Origin of the sequence: Sphingobacterium haloxyli (assembly GCF_002980525.1) — a bacterium.
Classification (GTDB): domain Bacteria; phylum Bacteroidota; class Bacteroidia; order Sphingobacteriales; family Sphingobacteriaceae; genus Sphingobacterium; species Sphingobacterium haloxyli.
On record NZ_PVBQ01000006.1, the window covers coordinates 197,644 to 209,714 of the forward strand.

Annotated in this window: 17 protein-coding genes; 9 read left to right on the plus strand and 8 right to left on the minus strand. The window is 40.7% G+C overall.

The genetic code is table 11. From position 1 onward, the window contains the following. The first annotated feature begins 59 nt into the window (after positions 1-59). The 3 genes from C5745_RS09725 to C5745_RS09735 all read left to right on the plus strand — a co-directional run bounded on the left by C5745_RS09725 (position 60) and on the right by C5745_RS09735 (position 2,202). A complete protein-coding gene (locus C5745_RS09725; RefSeq protein ID WP_262508126.1) occupies positions 60-368 on the plus strand; it encodes a nuclear transport factor 2 family protein in 309 nt (102 codons plus the stop codon). A 222-nt stretch (positions 369-590) separates the two neighbouring features. After that, positions 591-1,781, plus strand: coding sequence for an ATP-binding protein (locus C5745_RS09730; RefSeq protein WP_105716807.1), 1,191 nt, complete (start codon positions 591-593; stop codon positions 1,779-1,781). Continuing rightward, positions 1,738-2,202, plus strand: a complete 465-nt coding sequence (locus tag C5745_RS09735; RefSeq protein ID WP_105716808.1) for a PD-(D/E)XK nuclease family transposase — start codon at positions 1,738-1,740, stop codon at positions 2,200-2,202. Before C5745_RS09730 ends, C5745_RS09735 begins: the two co-directional genes overlap by 44 nt. Before the next feature lie 33 nt (positions 2,203-2,235). On the opposite strand, the gene C5745_RS09740 is transcribed toward C5745_RS09735, so the two are convergent. After that, positions 2,236-2,853, minus strand: a complete 618-nt coding sequence (locus C5745_RS09740) for a potassium channel family protein (RefSeq protein WP_207795763.1) — start codon at positions 2,851-2,853, stop codon at positions 2,236-2,238. A gap of 393 nt (positions 2,854-3,246) precedes the next feature. Then, positions 3,247-3,684 (minus strand): nuclear transport factor 2 family protein, encoded by a 438-nt coding sequence (locus C5745_RS09745; RefSeq protein WP_243403299.1) that lies wholly within the window; start codon positions 3,682-3,684, stop codon positions 3,247-3,249. A gap of 150 nt (positions 3,685-3,834) precedes the next feature. Here C5745_RS09745 and C5745_RS09750 point away from each other — a divergent pair, with 150 nt between their 5' ends. Then, complete coding sequence (locus C5745_RS09750; RefSeq protein ID WP_105716810.1) at positions 3,835-4,326, plus strand: PD-(D/E)XK nuclease family transposase; 492 nt, start codon at positions 3,835-3,837, stop codon at positions 4,324-4,326. 61 nt (positions 4,327-4,387) lie between these two features. On the opposite strand, the gene C5745_RS09755 is transcribed toward C5745_RS09750, so the two are convergent. Together C5745_RS09755 and C5745_RS09760 are read right to left on the minus strand one after the other, a co-directional pair. After that, positions 4,388-4,906 carry a DUF4269 domain-containing protein gene (locus C5745_RS09755; protein ID WP_105716811.1) on the minus strand — a complete coding sequence of 173 codons (519 nt, stop codon included), beginning with the start codon at positions 4,904-4,906 and terminating at the stop codon, positions 4,388-4,390. A 279-nt stretch (positions 4,907-5,185) separates the two neighbouring features. Continuing rightward, complete coding sequence (locus C5745_RS09760) at positions 5,186-5,443, minus strand: hypothetical protein (RefSeq protein ID WP_105716812.1); 258 nt, start codon at positions 5,441-5,443, stop codon at positions 5,186-5,188. Between the two features lie 25 nt (positions 5,444-5,468). On the opposite strand from C5745_RS09760, the gene C5745_RS20215 reads away from it, so the two are divergent. Together C5745_RS20215 and C5745_RS09765 are read left to right on the plus strand one after the other, a co-directional pair. Beyond that, entirely contained in the window at positions 5,469-5,630 is a 162-nt protein-coding gene (locus C5745_RS20215; protein ID WP_165793059.1) for a DUF6965 family protein, read from the plus strand. Between the two features lie 77 nt (positions 5,631-5,707). After that, the gene (locus tag C5745_RS09765) at positions 5,708-7,036 is read left to right on the plus strand and encodes a MutS-related protein (protein WP_105716813.1); all 1,329 of its coding nucleotides are present in this window, start codon (positions 5,708-5,710) and stop codon (positions 7,034-7,036) included. Between the two features lie 96 nt (positions 7,037-7,132). Here C5745_RS09765 and C5745_RS09770 read toward each other — a convergent pair whose 3' ends face one another. From C5745_RS09770 to C5745_RS09785, 3 genes are all read right to left on the minus strand, one after another. Then, entirely contained in the window at positions 7,133-7,732 is a 600-nt protein-coding gene (locus tag C5745_RS09770; RefSeq protein WP_207795764.1) for a KilA-N domain-containing protein, read from the minus strand. A gap of 384 nt (positions 7,733-8,116) precedes the next feature. Further along, on the minus strand, positions 8,117-8,302 hold the full coding sequence (locus C5745_RS09780) for an NUDIX hydrolase (protein ID WP_243403300.1): 186 nt from the start codon (positions 8,300-8,302) through the stop codon (positions 8,117-8,119). A gap of 68 nt (positions 8,303-8,370) precedes the next feature. Beyond that, entirely contained in the window at positions 8,371-8,517 is a 147-nt protein-coding gene (locus tag C5745_RS09785; protein ID WP_105716816.1) for a DUF559 domain-containing protein, read from the minus strand. Between the two features lie 131 nt (positions 8,518-8,648). Here C5745_RS09785 and C5745_RS09790 point away from each other — a divergent pair, with 131 nt between their 5' ends. Both C5745_RS09790 and C5745_RS09795 read left to right on the plus strand, forming a co-directional pair. After that, positions 8,649-9,323 (plus strand): DUF2490 domain-containing protein, encoded by a 675-nt coding sequence (locus tag C5745_RS09790; protein ID WP_105716817.1) that lies wholly within the window; start codon positions 8,649-8,651, stop codon positions 9,321-9,323. Beyond that, positions 9,314-9,493: a hypothetical protein gene (locus tag C5745_RS09795; protein WP_207795765.1), complete on the plus strand. Its 180-nt coding sequence runs from the start codon at positions 9,314-9,316 to the stop codon at positions 9,491-9,493. The genes C5745_RS09790 and C5745_RS09795 overlap by 10 nt, the downstream gene beginning before the upstream one ends. A gap of 348 nt (positions 9,494-9,841) precedes the next feature. Here the strand turns inward: C5745_RS09795 and C5745_RS09800 are convergent, their stop codons facing one another. Continuing rightward, positions 9,842-10,675, minus strand: a complete 834-nt coding sequence (locus C5745_RS09800; RefSeq protein ID WP_105716818.1) for a hypothetical protein — start codon at positions 10,673-10,675, stop codon at positions 9,842-9,844. Between the two features lie 465 nt (positions 10,676-11,140). On the opposite strand from C5745_RS09800, the gene C5745_RS09805 reads away from it, so the two are divergent. After that, complete coding sequence (locus C5745_RS09805; RefSeq protein WP_105716926.1) at positions 11,141-12,031, plus strand: Rpn family recombination-promoting nuclease/putative transposase; 891 nt, start codon at positions 11,141-11,143, stop codon at positions 12,029-12,031. Positions 12,032-12,071: the final 40 nt, after the last annotated feature.

A 12,071-nucleotide genomic window follows, 5' to 3' on the forward strand; every position in this document is an offset into this window, starting at 1 on the left:
TAAATGTAAAAACAGACTGTGGACATTCTCCAAAACGCACGTTTCTCCGAGATTTTAATATAGCTTTCGGAAAGGGAGATGCTAATTTTATTATTGCCCAAGTGACAGATGATATCGTTTGGGCGGTGATGGGCGAACGAACTATTGAAGGAAAAGACAGCTTCTCCAAAGCGATCAACGAGATGAAAAAGAAAGAGGTTGCCGAAATAACCATAGAGAAAGTGGTAACACACGGCAAGGAAGGTTCTGTGAACGGTATCATGAAAATGAAAGACGGCAAACAGTATGCTTTTGCAGATTTTTATGAATTCAAAAATACGACGAGCACAACCATTAAGACCATGACTTCTTATGTGATCAATGTTTAGGTCGATGCTGCCTAAGGTAAGGGCTTCTAGATATGTATGAATAATCATCTCCGATTTAACATCTTTCAATGGGTTGGTTTTCTCCGAAGCAAAGGAGCTTAGGGATGTTGAACAGTCAAACTTCGAAATAGCAATCGCTTCATGAATAAAGCATAAATTACATAAAATTGCTTTTTTCATTTAACATAAATGATGTATATTTGCTTTTTATAAAAAGCAAATATGGAAAGCTTATTGTTGGAATTTCAATTGAAAATATCCCAAATATCACTCGAGATACAACGTTATCTTGTACATCAAATAGATTTGAATAACCGACTGATTGCAATAAAAGGTGCAAGAGGTTCTGGAAAAACCACACTACTTCTGCAAGTGGCAAAGCTGCATTTACCGGTAAAATCTACGTTGTATGTGAGTTTAGATCATATTTATTTCTTTGATAACAAACTTTATGAGTTAGCGAAACAGTTTTCACAATTTGGAGGCACTCATTTATTATTAGATGAGGTGCATAAATATCCGAACTGGTCTAGGGAAATAAAACTGATCTATGACAATTTTCCCGAACTCAACCTTATTTTTACTTCATCTTCTATGCTTGAAATTTATAAGTCGGAGTCTGATTTGAGCAGAAGAGCCATTGCGTACTACTTGAAAGAATTGTCCTTCAGAGAATTTGTATTATTTGAAACGAAGAAGACTTTTTCGGCCTATTCGTTTACCGAAATTTTGGATGATCATAATCGTATTGCAACCCAAATATTGGCTGAAATAAAACCCATCCCTTTATTTGAAAAATACCTAAAAATAGGCGTTTATCCTTATTACAAAGAAAACGAAAACGTATACATCCAAAAATTACAAAATACCATTAATCTTATTATTGAGATAGACATCAATGCAGTTGAAGAACTTCAATACGAGACGTTACTAAAGCTGAAAAAACTCCTTATAACCATAGCTTCAAGTGTTCCCTTTACGCCGAATATTACAAAATTGAGTGATAAAATAGGCGTATCCCGAAACATGTTGGTGCAAAGCATAAAAATATTAGAACGTGCCGGATTAGTAAATGAACTATACAGAGATAATTCCGGCATCGGCGTACTTACGAAACCCGAAAAGCTATACCTAAACAATAGCAACCTGATGTATGCACTTGCAAAAGATAATACAAATATAGGGAATGTAAGAGAAACATTTTTCCTCAACCAATTCAAGGGATTGCACGAAATAAATCTTTCTGAAACTGCAGATTTTGTGATCGACAAAAGCTATACATTTGAAATAGGAGGTAAAAACAAAACCAAAAAACAGATTCTTAGTACAGAAAATGCGTTCGTAGCGAAAGACGGGATAGAAATAGGTTTTGGTAATATTATTCCCGTTTGGCTTTTTGGTTTTATGTATTAAACAGACAGCCCTACTACCGTCCTGCAAGGATCTATTGATCTCCTTTCTCAATGAGCTGTTCCGGGGACGGAAGCTTATCGAGGACCTCTATTACAACAAGAACGAACACGTGGGCGATACCGAAGAAGTCGGTACGGTCATTTTTGACCTGACGTGTACGGCAAGCGACGGCGAACAGTTCATAATCGAGGTACAGCGGACCCCGCAGACGAATCTAAAAAAGCGTATGTTGTACTACGGCAGCAAACTGATTGCAGACCAGGCACCCAAAGGTAACCGACGCGAATGGGGCTATACGATCAGCGAGGTCTATGTAATCGTGCTGATGGACGGATTTTCGATGCCTGATAGCAGAGCCAGCACTGAATACCTCCATGACATCTGTCTATGCAACAGGGATCTCTTTTTCAACCAGTTGTAACTAAAAAGATCGTGAGTAGGTAGTTTACAGCTGCTATTCCCGTTTGAAGGATTCGACCTTTTCATTGATGTATGATATTGCCGTGCCAAACGTAGCGATGCCACAAAAAATAAGGATGGAGGCCAATACCTTACCGCCTGAGGTAACCGGATAATAATCGCCGTAGCCTACGGTCGTGATGGTAATGTAACTCCACCATAATGCATCTTCCGCGGTCTGGATGTTACCTACGTCTTTCTCCACATACAACACCCCTGTGGTGGCCAACACAAGTGTAGTATACGATATAAACACAACGAAGCCATATAAGGTCGCTGCCCGGTTTTCCCGGATAAACGTCAGCAACAATGTAAACGACTTGATGATGCGCAAGACCCTAAAAACCCTGAAAATCCGGATATACCTAAATTCGGAAACCATCGGGATCGACGACAACAAGTCCAACCAGCCTGTGGTGTATAAGTACCGCCACCGACGTTCGGCCCGAAAGAGCTGCCGAAAGAAATCGATTAAAAATATCGCGCATAGCGAAAAATCGAAGTATCCAATCAAGCGATACACTTCCGAATCAGAAGGAATGAAGAATGTAATGGACAGCAGGATAATACTGAAAATCGACAACAGTGCTATAACGATATTGAAAACACTCATTATGCAGTTGTTTTCCCATTGTTTTCAGCCTCAACGCACGGGCGGATATCAAACAGGCTCGGTTTGGAGATGTTATGCTTCATACTGTAGGTGGATTTACCAATTAATTGTTGTTCTTACAAAGTTAACAGAAAATCCCGTAAAATATAACCTTGAGTTCAGCTCAAGCATACCACCCCGCTTGTAGGGCGGGTAAAATACCTGTTGCCCCCAGGCTCCCCTGACGAACCTCCCTAAAATCAAAGAATGCTTCCAAACCAAGGCATCTATCAAAAGTCAAATAAATTAAACAACAAAGCCGTCTCATTACTTTTGAGACAGCTTCCTAACTAAACTAAACATCGGGAAATATTTCACAACATGTCCCATATTGAAACAAAAATTTAAAGTATTCTAAGGATAAGTCGTTTCCACCTTACTTACCTTCCAGCCGTCTTTTCCTTGGTTCAGCGTGATGTAATCTACGCGCGTAAACTTATCGAAGGCCATCGTTGCCTTGGCCACGCATACCTTTCCATCCTGCGATAATATTTCGTAGCTGCTCTCGCAGTTGTACTGCATACCTTTGTTAGTCTTTAGGAACTTGATGTATTCTTTTTTGCCCGCACGGTCGCTGTTGTTCAAGTTGCGGTACTGGAAATCCTCTGCAAAAAGGAATTTGTTCAGGTCGATGCTGCCCACGGTAACCGCTTCCAGGTACGTATTCAGAATCATGGCCGATTCCACGTCTTTCAAAGGGTTGGCCTTTTCCGAAGCAAAGGAGCTTAGGGATGTTACCATGATCAATGCTGCTGCGATAGTTCTCCATGTCGTTTTCAATGTCGGTTTCATATCTGTAGTTTTTAATGTGTTATGTATATTATTTTTCTATTTCCTATTTGATATTTCAAAGGTATGACAGCATGCGGATTTACCGAATAACGATTAGACCAAGCTCCCGCATTTCTCGGTAACCGGGGTGAAAAAATCGGTGAACGATAAATGCTATTCCAGGGACGGAAGCTGATCGAAGATCTCTATTACAACAAGAACGAACATCTTGGATTTATTTATGTGGAATTGATTAATTTTACCAAAGGCGAACAGGAACTGGCCGTTGATCTGAACAGGTGGCTGCATGTTCCGAAGAACATGTCCAAAATGGATAAGCTGCCCACCTACCTCCGGAAGCCGGTTTTTGAAAAGTTATTTGCCATTGCAGCATACAGTAAACTAAACAAGGAGGAACGCGATATGTACGATGCAAGTCTAAAGAATAAGTGGGATGCGGAGTCAATCCGCCAAACGGCCATTTTGGAGCAGAAAAAGGCGAGAGAGCGGGGGCTTGAAGATGGGCGGGCAGAAGGCCGAGCAGAAGGTCGGAAAGAAGGTGTCATTGCTATTGCCCGTGATATGAAAAAAGAGGGCATTGCCGTAGAACAGATAGCAAAATTTACAAAACTTACCGTTAAAGAAATAGAAGAATTAAAATAATAACAAAAAAATCCAGAAGCGGGGAGCTTCAGGATTTTTAACTAACTAACCAATTATAAACCTATATAATTTTATAGTTGAATATCTCGACGTATGGATTTCCGCTTATCCCCAACAATTCACAAAAGGCGGGTTCGGTTTTTCTACCCCTTCTTTTCAGATCTCTTATTTTCTCGATGAATTTTTCATCTTTTGACTTGATAATTTGATGCTCCTTAACCATATGTAGATATCCTGTCTGTTTCTCTGTCTCCGTAGTTGAAGCGTAGATCTCCAGAGGAAGGTTATCGATTTCGAAGTTGCAAACCAGATTTTTGTCAGTATGTCTTATGGCGAACTTTGTATGCGTTGCAAACAGTCGGATCAATAGCTTTTCCAACGACTCAAAATTTTCTGTTTGTAAGATAATATCCAGATCACTTCTTTCAATATCAATATTGATAGGAATCGTTCCAACAACAAGGGGGCGGTAGCTTTTCAGTTTTTCGAGAATTTGATATTTCGTTATGACATCGTAGGCGCTACGTTGTCTTGCATTCCCTTTTTGTAAATAGCTTATATCTTTAAAATCAATCTCCATTTATTCAAACGTTTGTCTTTCGAGAATATCTCGATCAATTCTTTCTTGTCTTCACAAAAGGTCTGGCATAAAAAATAACTGTATTTCTCTTTTATAGGTAGAGGTCTTCGTATAGACTTTATTTTTTTTGCCTGGTAAAAAAGTAGCAGCAGATCTGATCATCTCTTCCTTTTTCTCGGTGTAAGCTTCAAGACTACTAACGTTCCTTTCTTCTTTTAGGTTTAATTCGGTGCCTTTCCAGGACCGTATATACCAATAAACCCGAAATTCAGCAGCCTATTAAGGCACATGCCCGTGATTTGTTTCCTGCTCAATCTTTAGTGGCTGCTCCTGGTCAAATATAGGCGATAGCATCATGATAAGGTCGGCTGGAATTCCCTTCGCAAACCATTCGGGTTTGTTGTACATCCCTTTGTAAAATAGCGTTTCGGTACCCTTATCCCACGTTACGCGAGCATACACCAAGCCGCCGTTATCGACGACTATATATCGTATTGTTGTGGATTTACCGCGTATCGATATTCGTTTTTCTTTCACATTACAAATATACTACATTTGCATAATGACAGTAGATGAATTAAGAAACGCATTGCTTGGCAAGACCTTCGCATCTCCGGTTGAACTTGCTTCGCATATGACCGTAACCGATGTGGATACATTTCTTAAGATCCAGTTTATCGAAGTCGACCTTTGGAAAAAAGAAATAACAAAGTGCCCGGCTTGAATTTCTCTAGATCTAAGGAACAACTGTGTGATTTTTCGTAATTTCACGAAATAGCGCATGAACTTTAAAAACCTTTGATGAGCAACTTTTATATAGATCGAGATACACTAACAGATTTGCACCTGCTCGATAAAGACGGCGACGGCGTTTTCGACTTTTTCAATCAGACGATCACCAAAGGAGGTGAGGAGGCATTATTTGATATTTTCAGAGATCCAATAACAAACCTTGAGGAAATCAAGCGTAGGCAAGCAACTATTCGTTTTTTTATGGACTGCGGGCATATCGAATTCAACCGGGAGTCTGTCGATTTCGTGGAGCATTATCTGAAAAAGCTAAATCAGCCACAAACTTTTTCCGCATTTACGATGCTAAAGAACACCTTCCAACAGTTTTTTAGACCTGATGAGATGTCCTATGTTAAAACACAAGGAGCAAAAGACTTATTTTCGAATCTGCATATTCTCAGCAATATCATTAACAAATATCAAACGGAAACCGATATACCATTGATTCGGGATGCGAAAAAGCATCTGGAAAAAATCATGGAAAATCCCTTACTCGCACAAGGTATAGAACGACCTTTACAAAAGTTAGGAAAGTATACCACCGAAAAAGTTTACTTTTTGATTCGGAAGCGATATCATGAGGAAATCAGGTCCCTGTTAAATTTTCTCTATCAATCAGATGCATACCGTTCTATCGCTATAACCGCTCAGGAATCAGATTTTACTTTTCCGCAATACTCCGATGCAAAATCTATCCAACTCGACCTGAGAGGGCTATTTCATCCGTTATTAAAGGATCCGGTAGCGAACGATGTAGCGTTAGATTCTTCCCAGCATATTCTGTTCGTCACTGGAGCCAATATGTCCGGAAAATCTACGTTAATGAAAGCTGTTGGCATTGCGGTTTATCTTGCGCACTTGGGTTTTCCAGTACCGGCAATATCGATGAAGACTTCCGTTCTGGAAGGTATGGTAACCGCTATCAATCTTCCCGATAATCTGCGTAGCGGTTACAGCCATTTTTATAGCGAAGTAAAAAGAATAAAGCTGGTAGGAGAGAAACTCTCTGGATCAGGGCGCATATTAGCTATTTTTGACGAACTTTTTAAAAGCACAAATGTAAAAGATGCATACGACGGTTCGCTCCGTATTATACAAGCGCTGCTCCCGATCAAAACCTCGTTTTTTATTGTATCTACACATATATTAGAAATCGCCGATGAACTCGCAGACGCTGAAAGTATTTCTTTCAAACACTTAAAGACGAGCATTCGTGATAACAACTTTAGCTTCGATTATCAGCTTCAGGACGGCGTATCAGGTGACCGCGTCGGTCTTTGGATATTGGAACGGGAAGGTGTGTTTGATCTTTTTAAACAAAAAAGCTATGATGGATAGCTGGTTTCCACCTTACATCCAAATAAGAACTTGCTCATCTTCTTGCTTCTGATATATTTGGAAGTAAGACACAGCGCCGCGGAACCTCCTGTCCATTTACAAAGAAAAGGGTAGAAGCGGATCCGCTTCGGTAGCATAGACAAATCCAGCCTGTTGTTTTGTGATTTCCTTTGGTATCAAGTTTTCTTTGATAGCATCGGTATGGATGTGATAATTGACTTTAGCCAATGTCCGTTGTAGATTCCAGTCCAGTTTTAATCGGTCGTTTTCCTCGTCTTTAAGGCGTTGGAACTCTTTGATGACATACAATTTAAACTCAATGGAAATCCATGCTGCGAATTCTAGGGCAATATCCTTGTGAGCAAATGTTCCTCCGTATCTACCAGATTTTGAAACTATGCCTATGGCGTTTGTGCTTTCAATCCATCGTTTGGGAGTCATTACAAAGCTGTTCAATCCGGCTTGTTTTCTAAACCCCTCGAATTCGAGGGGTTTAAAATCTGTATTGTAAATCGTTTCCCAAAAACCCAACAACTCAATGGTATTACGATTTCTCATCCAATTTTGAATGATAGAGTCCGTATGTAAAGCGTCTTTATGTCTTGCGATATCAGTAAGAGAAATGAAATCTTCATCATTGTTTTGATACAATAGTATATCAACCCCTTTGACGTTTATTGTTTTATTCTTAGCCATGGCATATTATAGTTGGTTATATATCAAAAATACGAAAACAACTTTGAAAAACAAACTGCTCCTGCTTGCGATAGCTTTACATAGTCGTTATCTCATTGCTGGAAAGAAGACTTCCTCGCGTCAACTATCAGCCAACCAAACTCAGGAAGAAAGACTTCTGCCCAATTATGCCGCGGCATCGAAATATTTTTAGTTTTATATCCTTCCGGGACACGTCCAAGAGGCGAGGAGTAGAGCTGCCATAAAAAAATCCTGAAGCGGGGAGCTTCAGGATTTTTAACTAACTAACCAATTATAAACCTAAATTATGAAGTACAAATATAACGACTAAAGCACTTATTTCGTTTCTAGTAAGTGTATATTTAACACATATTAACAAGAGCTTTATCTTATATCCAATAATTCCCTAACAATCGGTAAATCCGCTTCTGCCCAATCGTAGCCCTGTAATTCGCTTTTATCAACCCAGATGGCTTGTGCGTGTTCGGCAATAGCCAGCAAACCTCCAGTCCATTTACAGAGGAAAGGGTAGAGGCGGAGCGGAAATTCCCATTTCAGCGGAAGCTTCATGGAAGCAGAGCGTTGACAGATTAAGAATTTATTATCATGTTCTATGATGACACAGGTTACGTGAAGCATTACCTAAACACCCTCCTCGTTTCCAAGAACAGCTCAATCTGGTTGATCACCTTCGGTAGGTTTTTCAGGATATCCTGCGACCAGAAGGGGAACACCGTGTAGCCCATATTCCGTAGTGCGCGGTTCACCAGTTCGTCCTTCTGCATGTTGCGTTCAATTTTCGGAATCCAAAGCTGACGGTTGGATTTAATAAATTCACTATTTTCCAGTTAGATCTTCACGTTTTTGTTACTCTACAGTGGACAGGTTTTTTGAATATATCCACTATTTTTATTGGATGAGACTATTATTCTTAACCTTAATCGGTGTATTTCTAACATCGTTCTCTTTCGCACAAAAAGACCCACAGGGCTGGCTTATGTATTTTGGCCAAACTAAGATAAAAGCGACTAAATTTGCGATCCATCATGAACTCCAGTTACGGGACCATCAGTTGATGGGGGATCACAACCAGACGCTTCTTCGTGTGGGACTCCAGTATCGAGTCAAACCCTACCTATTAACGACAATTGGATACGGGTTTATATATAGCGAACTGCCTGGAAGCCCGAATGAACCTTTTCATGAAAACAGAATTTATCAGGAAGCGCTTTTTTCACATAATTTGATGCGCAGTAACATCAGACATCGGATTCGGCTGGAGGAACGTTTTGTAGAAAATAAGGATTTCTCAGGACGTTTTCGCTATTGCCTCTTTGCTGATATTCCATTTACACAGTATGGGATGGGGGCAAAGGGATGGTACGCTGCACTATACAATGAAATCTTCCTAAACCTATCGGACGATGGCACTATGGATTTTTTTGACAGAAACCGAGCATATCTTGGTATAGGTTATAGAATATCTGATGCTGTAGGAGTGCAGATGGGATATATGTACCAAAACATAGGAAAAGCAAGGGGAACGAATCACGCGATGTTGTCGGTGCATCACCAGCTCAAATGGAAATAAGGATCCCTGCGGACCAAATATACCCAGCCACACACGGCAAGGAAGGTGCCGTGAACGGTATCATGAAAATGAACGACGGCAAACAATATGCTTTTGCAGATTTGTATGAATTTAAAAATACGACGGGCATAATCATTAAGAGCATGACTTCTTATGTGATCGAAATATAGAATGGGGCAGAGGTCGATCAGCGTACTGCTTTGTCTTTAATGAGAGCTGTTCGCTAGCGCGACAACTTGCGCCGGTTATGAACAAAAAAATCCTGAAGCGGAGAGCTTCAGGATTTTTAACTAACTAACCAATTATAAACCTAAATTATGAATTACAAATATAACGACTGAAGCATCCATTTCGTTTTTATTAATTGTGCATTTAACAGATGTTAACAAGAGCCCGGCCCAATATCTAATAGTTCCCTAACAATCGGTAAATGCATGCTGCGTTCTATTTTCGGATCCAGAACTGTCGGTTGGATGCTTCGTTAGATTCCGGAGTTAAGCAATTTGGTATGGAGGCCGTTAAGAACCTCGTCGAGCAAACTCTAAAACAGCCGGTAATAGCGATGTTGTTTTCGTGGTATTGGCTTCGGAATGCCTATTGTTGGTCGTTTCCGTAAATCCCCACCAGTCATTAAAACGGTAGAACACCCTAACTTCGAAGCATCTCAAAAACTGTAAGATTGGAGGAGCGTAATCACTTCCGAAGGCATCGATCAGTTCGGGGAAAAACGACAGGTAGTTATCTGCATAAAACATCGTAGATCTCTCTTCCTGGCCGTATTTGAGTAGCATATACCAGATAATATGGTTTCCCATGCCAGTTGCACGATCAGGATATCCATCAAATTGCCAGGTATCAAAATCCCACACATGGGCGTACAGAATCTTGGCAAAAAGTGCACTTCGGTCTGTTCGTAATTTTTGTCCCTTTATGGTGAGGCTTAACGCGTTATTTCTTTTCTTAATGAGCCCTGCCAAGGTGCAAACCTGTCGCGCAGCATATATCGATATAATTTCATTTTCCCTGAAGCTTTTACTGATCCCCAGTTCAATAGCTTCATCTGGAATGGCGCTATTCTCGTATAATTCTCTAACGAACTTCAAAGGAAGGCTACCTTTGGGTGTGAGCTTAAGGCTTTTTTCACGGGCAACTACCGTCAGTAAATCTTCACATAGCCTGAAGAAAGGCAGCTTGTCCAGCACCTCCACTGGGATATACTTTCTGATTTTCAGTGGTGAAGTCTGTGCAAAAGGAAATATCTGTAGTGCCAGTAAATCCCGATAGGAGAGTCCTAATAAATTCTCATCAGGTGTATCATCAAATTCACTCAAGTCGTTGGGATCGATAATCATAGTTCAAATGTATATTATTTTATGTTTCCCTGTTTACATTTTTTAAATTCGTCCTATGGGGACAATTGGTAAACTAAACATCGGGAAATATTTCACAACATGTCCCCACTAAACAAAAGTCTATTACGGATAGGTGGTTTCCACCTTGCTTAACGGGTAAAATTATCGAATGCCATCGTTGCTTTGGCTAGGCATACCTTTCCGTCCTGCGATAATATTTCGTAGCTGCTCTCGCAGTTGTACTGCATATCTTTGTTGGCCTTTAGGAACTTGATATATTCCTTTTTGCCCGCACGGTCGTTGTTGTCCAGGTTGCTGTACAGGAAGTCCTCTGCCCCGACAATCCATAGCCGTTTTTAAACGCTTATAAGCGACTATAAGCGTTTGTTTACCGGCTTTCAGATTTGGGACTACCTAATTTTGCTTCACAGTTATCAGAATTATGTACATCAAACTTTAATCATTATGAAGCAAGGCGCAACACCTGTATTTATTGATCCGACGACCGACTTTGGTTTTAAGCGCATTTTCGGGACCGAGGCGAACAAAGATCTATTGATCTCCTTTCTCAATGAGCTGTTCCGGGGGCGGAAGGTCATCGAGGACCTCTATTACAACAAGAACGAACACGTAGGGGACACCGAAGAAGTCGGCACGGTAATTTTTGACCTGACGTGCACGGCAAGCGACGGCGAACAGTTCATTATCGAGGTCCAGCGGACCCCGCAGACGAATCTAAAAAAGCGGATGCTGTACTACGGCAGCAAACTGATTGCAGACCAGGCACCCAAAGGTAACCGACGCGGATGGGGCTATACAATCAGCGAGGTCTATGTGATCGTGCTGCTGGACGGTTTTCCCATGCCTGACGGCAACAGTAGCACGGACTACCTCCATGACATCTGTCTATGTAACAGAGATTCAGGCGAAGTTTTTTACGAACATCTTGGGTTTATTTACATAGAATTGGTTAATTTTACCAAAGGCGAACAGGAACTGGCCGTTGATCTTGACAGGTGGCTACATGTTCTGAAGAACATGTCCAAGATGGATAAGCTGCCTACCTATATCCGAAAGCCAGTTTTTGAGAAGCTGTTCGCCATTGCAGCATACAGTAAACTAAACAAGGAGGAACGCGATATGTACGATGCAAGTTTGAAGAATAAGTGGGACGCGGAGTCAATCCGACAGACGGCCATTTTGGAGCAGAAAAAGGCGAGAGAGCGAGGCCGAGCAGAAGGTCGGAAAGAAGGTGCCATTGCTATTGCCCGTGATATGAAAAAAGATGGCATTGCCGTAGATCAAATAGCAAAATTTACAAAACTTACGGTTGAAGAAATAGAAGAACTGAAATAACAACAAAAAAATCCTGAAGCGGGGAGCTTCAGGATTTTTA

Coding starts and splice junctions, on each gene's coding strand:
- C5745_RS09730 (WP_105716807.1), top strand. CDS start 591: ATGGAAAGCTTATTGTTGGAATTTCAATTGAAAATATCCCAAATATCA.
- C5745_RS09740 (WP_207795763.1), bottom strand. CDS start 2,853: ATGAGTGTTTTCAATATCGTTATAGCACTGTTGTCGATTTTCAGTATT.
- C5745_RS09745 (WP_243403299.1), bottom strand. CDS start 3,684: ATGAAACCGACATTGAAAACGACATGGAGAACTATCGCAGCAGCATTG.
- C5745_RS09750 (WP_105716810.1), top strand. CDS start 3,835: ATGCTATTCCAGGGACGGAAGCTGATCGAAGATCTCTATTACAACAAG.
- C5745_RS09755 (WP_105716811.1), bottom strand. CDS start 4,906: ATGGAGATTGATTTTAAAGATATAAGCTATTTACAAAAAGGGAATGCA.
- C5745_RS20215 (WP_165793059.1), top strand. CDS start 5,469: ATGACAGTAGATGAATTAAGAAACGCATTGCTTGGCAAGACCTTCGCA.
- C5745_RS09765 (WP_105716813.1), top strand. CDS start 5,708: ATGAGCAACTTTTATATAGATCGAGATACACTAACAGATTTGCACCTG.
- C5745_RS09770 (WP_207795764.1), bottom strand. CDS start 7,732: ATGGCTAAGAATAAAACAATAAACGTCAAAGGGGTTGATATACTATTG.
- C5745_RS09780 (WP_243403300.1), bottom strand. CDS start 8,302: ATGAAGCTTCCGCTGAAATGGGAATTTCCGCTCCGCCTCTACCCTTTC.
- C5745_RS09785 (WP_105716816.1), bottom strand. CDS start 8,517: ATGCAGAAGGACGAACTGGTGAACCGCGCACTACGGAATATGGGCTAC.
- C5745_RS09790 (WP_105716817.1), top strand. CDS start 8,649: ATGAGACTATTATTCTTAACCTTAATCGGTGTATTTCTAACATCGTTC.
- C5745_RS09795 (WP_207795765.1), top strand. CDS start 9,314: ATGGAAATAAGGATCCCTGCGGACCAAATATACCCAGCCACACACGGC.
- C5745_RS09800 (WP_105716818.1), bottom strand. CDS start 10,675: ATGATTATCGATCCCAACGACTTGAGTGAATTTGATGATACACCTGAT.
- C5745_RS09805 (WP_105716926.1), top strand. CDS start 11,141: ATGAAGCAAGGCGCAACACCTGTATTTATTGATCCGACGACCGACTTT.